This is a genomic window from Streptomyces sp. NPDC050636, assembly GCF_040654775.1.
GTDB lineage: Bacteria > Actinomycetota > Actinomycetes > Streptomycetales > Streptomycetaceae > Streptomyces.
This window is the reverse complement of the sequence record NZ_JBFAIP010000196.1, coordinates 1-5139: the sequence shown is the minus strand read 5'-3', so window position 1 is coordinate 5139 and position 5139 is coordinate 1. Positions and strand designations below refer to the sequence as shown.

5 protein-coding genes are annotated in these 5139 nt (G+C 72.9%); 3 read left to right on the top strand and 2 right to left on the bottom strand.

Annotation, left to right across the window (positions count from 1 at the left end; genetic code table 11):
- Nucleotides 1-475 precede the first annotated feature (475 nt).
- Nucleotides 476-817, top strand: coding sequence for a nuclear transport factor 2 family protein (locus tag AB0I10_RS40190; protein ID WP_363157699.1), 342 nt, complete (start codon nt 476-478; stop codon nt 815-817).
- 45 nt (nt 818-862) lie between these two features.
- Here the strand turns inward: AB0I10_RS40190 and AB0I10_RS40185 are convergent, their stop codons facing one another.
- Entirely contained in the window at nt 863-1903 is a 1041-nt protein-coding gene (locus AB0I10_RS40185) for a lactonase family protein (RefSeq protein WP_363157698.1), read from the bottom strand.
- Between the two features lie 156 nt (nt 1904-2059).
- Entirely contained in the window at nt 2060-3562 is a 1503-nt protein-coding gene (locus AB0I10_RS40180; RefSeq protein WP_363157697.1) for an FUSC family protein, read from the bottom strand.
- A 278-nt stretch (nt 3563-3840) separates the two neighbouring features.
- On the opposite strand from AB0I10_RS40180, the gene AB0I10_RS40175 reads away from it, so the two are divergent.
- Complete coding sequence (locus AB0I10_RS40175) at nt 3841-4320, top strand: Lrp/AsnC family transcriptional regulator (RefSeq protein WP_363157696.1); 480 nt, start codon at nt 3841-3843, stop codon at nt 4318-4320.
- A gap of 58 nt (nt 4321-4378) precedes the next feature.
- A complete protein-coding gene (locus tag AB0I10_RS40170; protein ID WP_363157695.1) occupies nt 4379-5107 on the top strand; it encodes an HAD family phosphatase in 729 nt (242 codons plus the stop codon).
- Nucleotides 5108-5139: the final 32 nt, after the last annotated feature.

Below are 5139 nucleotides of genomic sequence, written 5' to 3'. Positions count from 1 at the left end.
TTGTTTGGTGTGATCTTCCGTTTGGGGGCGGCGATTCTGGCTGCGGGGAGGGCGTGTCGACCGGTTCCGCGTCCATATCGCTCGATCAGCGCAGACGCCCGTCTGACGGCCTGGGACGGCGACGGCTGCGGTGCGGGCGCCCGACCCGCCACACGCCCGCGAGCGACCCCGTCAGGGGCTTTGCGGTACGCCTTCTCGCGTCGGCTGACGTTCGGGGGCCGGGACCGGTCCAGATGAGCGGTCCCCAGGCCCCGTCGTCCGCCCGAAACTCCCGCCCGGAACTCCCGCCCCTCGGGGCAGGCGGGACCTCGGACTCGCCCATCCATCTATGTTCGTGCTGAGACCGCTGGCGCCGAGACCATGTGCCGGCCGCACGCTCCTCGTCCGCGAGGAGGCCGCCTACGGGAGGAGTCCCATGCCGAGTTCCGAGTCGGGTTCCGAGCCGAGTCCCGAGCCGGGTTCCGAGCCGGGTGCCCTGTCCGACGCCGAAGTCGTCCGCGCCGGTTTCGCGAGCTATCTCGCGCAGGACCGCGAGGCCATGGACCTGCTGCTCGCGGAGGATTTCGTCTTCACCAGTCCGCAGGACGACCACATCGGCAAGGCCGCGTTCTTCGAGCGCTGCTTCCCCACCGCGGACCGGCTCCGCTCCCAGGAGATTCTCGATACCGTGCCCGCTGGTGACGGCCGGGTCTTCGTCCGGTACGAGTACGAGCTGAAGACCGGCGCACGCCATCGCAATGTCGAGGTGATGACGGTGCGGGACGGCCGGATCACCGAGACCCAGGTGTATTTCGGCGGGCGGTTTCCGCGGGAGTGAGCGCCCCTCCGTATCCCCTCCGTATCCCCACCGCAGCGCCTCCGGTCAGGCGAACACCACGCAGGAGGCCGCCGGCGCCTCGATGGAGCCGGTCCTTGCCGGGATGCCCGTCTCCGGGTCGAGGGTGAACCACGTGACGTCGCCGGAGCGTTCGTTGGCGGCGTAGAGGTGCCGGCCGTCGGGGTGCAGTGCCAGGTCACGGGGCCAGTGGCCGCCGCAGGGGACGGTCGTGACGAGGGCCGGGGTGTCGCCCGGCGCGTCGAGGGACAGCACGGAGATGCTGTCGTGGCCCCGGTTGGCGGCCCACGCGAACCGGCCGTCCCGGGAGATGACGAGTTCGGAGGGGAAGGTACCGGCCGCCGGGACCCCGTCGGGGAGCAGACGGGTCTCCCCCAGCGGCGTGAGCGTGCCCCGGTCGGTGTCCCAGCGGCAGGCCGTGACCGTCGGGTCGAGTTCGTTGACGACGTAGGCGCGGTCGCCGCCTGGGTGGAAGGCGAGATGGCGCGGTCCGCTGCCGGGCCGCAGCGGCACCTCGTCGCGTACGGTCAGCGCCCCGGCGGCGTCGAGGGCGCAGACGCGCACGGAGTCGGTTCCGAGGTCGACGCTGAGCAGCAGCCGGCCGCCGGGGTCGGGCAGCACGGCGTGTGCGTGCGGGCCCTCCTGACGGTCGGTCCGCGGGCCGCTGCCCTGGTGCGGGAGCACGGTGGCCGGGCCGCCGAGCGTGCCGTCGGCCCGTACGGGGAGCGTACTGATGCTGCCGGAGCTGTAGTTGGCGGTGACGAGGTGGCCGGCGGTCAGCGTGAGGTGGGTGGGATCGGCGCCGCCTACGGGGACGGCGGGAGCGAGCAGCTCCGGCCCCTCCGGAGTGAGGGTGAAGGCGGCGGCCGCGCCGTCCGGGGTCTCGCTGACCGCGTAGAGGCGGCCGTCCGGGCTCGTGGCCAGGTAGGAGGGGTTGGGGACGGCGGCGCTGGAGTGCAGCGGGGTCAGTGCGCCGGTCTCCGGGTCGACGGCCGCGGTGGTGATGCCGCGGCCGCCGGCCGTGGTGAAGGATCCGATGTACGCCCGCAGGCCGTCCGTCGTCCCCACTGGTCCGCCCTTCGTCCGCCTGGCCATGGTGGTATTCGGCTGCCCCGTTGATGTGCTCGGGCGACGCTAACAGCCCGTGCCGGGGCGGCAATGGGGATGGCCGATACCCGCCCCTGGACGCCTTCAGAACACCTTCGGGGCGCCGTCGGGACGCCGTCAGGACGCGGCGAACGGCGCGCGCGGCGAGCTCTGTACAGGCTGGGCGAGGGCGGTGAGGGCGGATTCCAGGCTGTGCAGATGGGCGAGCGCGCGCTCGGCGCCTGGGTGGTGGTGCGGCGCGGCGGCGAGCGCGGCGGGCGCGGCGGCGGGTTCGGCGCCGGGCGCGAACAGTGCGCCCACCACGGCCTCGACGCGCTGGCAGGCGGCGGTCAGCCGGGCGTCGTGCGAGGCGGCCGGGTCGGCGGCGACCTCGGCCAGGCCCTTGACCTGCGCGGCGCAGTCGTCCAGATAGGTCATGACCTGGCGGGCACGGGCCTTGCGGTGACGCAGCGGATTGAGCGGGTGCAGCAGCGGGGCGAGCGTGAGGCGCACCCGGGCCAGCAGCAGTTCGAGTTCGGCGACATGCGGTGACGGGTCGGCTCCGGCGTCACCGGCCAGCCGCCGAGCGGATGCGGCGGTGCAGTCCCGTACGCAGCGCACGGCACGCTGGATCCAGGCGTCGGTCGCGGCGTGGGTGGTGACCGGCAGGACGAGCGCGACGGCGAGTGCGGCGCCGAGCGCCCCGACGGCGGTCTGCTCGAAACGGAGCGCGAGCAGACCGGGGTGCAGCACACCGAGCAGCCCGTAGAGCAGTCCCGCCATGACGGTCACGAAGAACATCATCCAGCTGTACGAGACCGCGGCCGTGTAGAAGATGCCGAAGACACAGACGGCGACGAGGGCGGCGGTGGGCGCGGGCGCGCCGTGCAGCGGGACGGCGACGAGCAGCCCCGCGACGATGCCGACGACGGTGCCGAGCACCCGGCGGAAGCCGCGGACCAGGGTCTCGCCGCGTGAGGAGGTGTTGACGAAGATCCACCAGGCGGTGCCGACGGCCCAGTACCAGCGTTCGTCGGAGATGGCCTGGCCGACGCCGAGGGCCAGCGCGCAGGCCACGGTGTTCTGGAAGGCCAGGCGGGTGGTGGGCCGGGCGAGGCCGCGGGTGGGGGGCGGTGCGGGGGCGGTCGGCGGCGGGGTGCGCCGCTCGATGCACCAGGCGCCGAAGCGGACCGCACCGGACGCGACGAGCGCCATCGCCACGGCCGCGACCAGCTGCGGAAGCTGGGCCGGGACGGCGTGCAGGAACTGTGTCGCGAACACCATCATGAACGCGAAGATGCCCAGCGCCTGGCCGCGCGGGCCCCAGCGGCGGGCGTAGACGCCCCAGAAGACCACGACGAGGAAGACCGCGTCGCGTATGAGCGGGAGGTCGTGCAGCGCCGTCGTGAGGGCGAGGACGGGGAGCCCGACGACGGGCAGCAGGGCGGTGGTGCCGACCTGGCCGCGGACGGTCGGGTCGCCGACGGTGAAGAGGGCGAGGAGGGCGGCGAGGCCGCCGAGGATCGAGGCGGGCAGCGGGAGGCCTGCCAGTTCGGCGGCGGTGACGGCCAGCGTGACGCCGATGACGGCCCGCAGGGACGTACGCAGGCGCAGACGGCCCGGGTCCGGTGCGACGAACATCCTCTTCACGTGCGGAAACCGCCCCCTCTGGCTGACGACTGGGGCGCAGCGGCTGACTGCCCTGCGCGGGCGCCTCAACGGGCACAACAAAACAGGCACGACAAAGGCGCTGCGGGTGTCCGGAACCGGCTCCATTGCCGCCCGGCGCAGTCCATCGCAACGCCATCTGTGAAGCAGAAAAGCATCTGCCGGGCCGCTGGCTCAACCGCTCCTGCGAAGACTGGGCCATTGGTACAGTCAATCGAACTCTTCACGGACCGTAAGGAGGCCGTTGGACCATGGCTGTGGATGCCCTCGACGCGAAGATCCTCCGGCTGCTGCTGGAACAGCCGCGCACCAGCGTGCGGGAGTACGCGCGCGTCTTGGGTGTCGCCCGCGGCACCGTGCAGGCACGTCTCGACCGTCTGGAGCGGGACGGGGTGATCACGGCCTACGGCCCGCGGCTGTCGCCCGCCGCCCTCGGCCATCCCGTGCTGGCGTTTGTGCACATCGAGGTGACGCAGGGGCGGCTGGAGGAGGTCGCCGCCGCGCTGGCCGAGGTGCCGGAGATCATCGAGGCGTTCTCAACGACCGGCGGCGGGGATCTGCTGACCCGGGTGGTGGCGCGCGACGCGGAGCATCTGGAGGACGTGATCCAGCGGCTGATCAGCCTGCCGGGGGTGGTGCGTACGCGTACCGAGGTGGCGCTGCGGGAGCGGGTGCCGCACCGGATGCTGCCGCTGGTGGAGGCGGTGGGCGGCACGTCGAAGCAGCGGTGAGGCATGGCGGGCGGCACCTCCGGGCAGCGGCGGGCCGCTCCTTGGCATGCTGGACGGCATGAGCGCCTCCCCCACCCCTCAGGCCACTCCCGTCATTCCCTCCCCGCGTACTCCGGTGATCTTCGATCTTGACGGCACGCTGGTGGACAGCGAGCCGAACTACTACGAGGCGGGGCGTCGGCTGCTGGCCGGTTACGGGGTGACGGACTTCAGCTGGGAGCACCACACCCGCTTCATCGGTATCGGGACGCGCGAGACGCTGGAGATCCTGAGCCGGGAGTTCGGCATCGACGCGCCGATCGAGGAGCTGCTGGCGGGCAAGAACCGCACCTATCTGGAGCTGGCACGGACGCATACCGAGGTCTTCCCCGAGATGCGCGTCTTCGTGGATCGGCTGTACGCGGCCGGGCATCCGATGGCGGTGGCGTCGGGTTCGTCGCGGGCCGCGATCGAGGCGGTGCTCGGCGGTACGGGGCTCGACGCACTGCTGACCACGATCGTGTCGGCCGAGGAGGTGACACGCGGCAAGCCCGAGCCCGATGTATTCCTGGAGGCCGCGCACCGGCTGGGGGTCGAGCCCGCCGACTGTGTGGTGCTGGAGGACGCGGCGCCCGGCGCGCTCGCGGCGCACCGGGCGGGGATGCGGTGCATCGCGATCCCGTATGTGGCGGAGACGGCCGACGACCCGGCGTTCGCACGGGCCGGGCTGCTGTTCAGGGGCGGCCAGGGCGAGTTCACGGCGCGGGCCGCGTACGACTGGCTCGGGCGGCCGGTGCGGTCGGCCTAGGGCCTGCCCGGTGGGTCAGGGCGCGGGCCCGG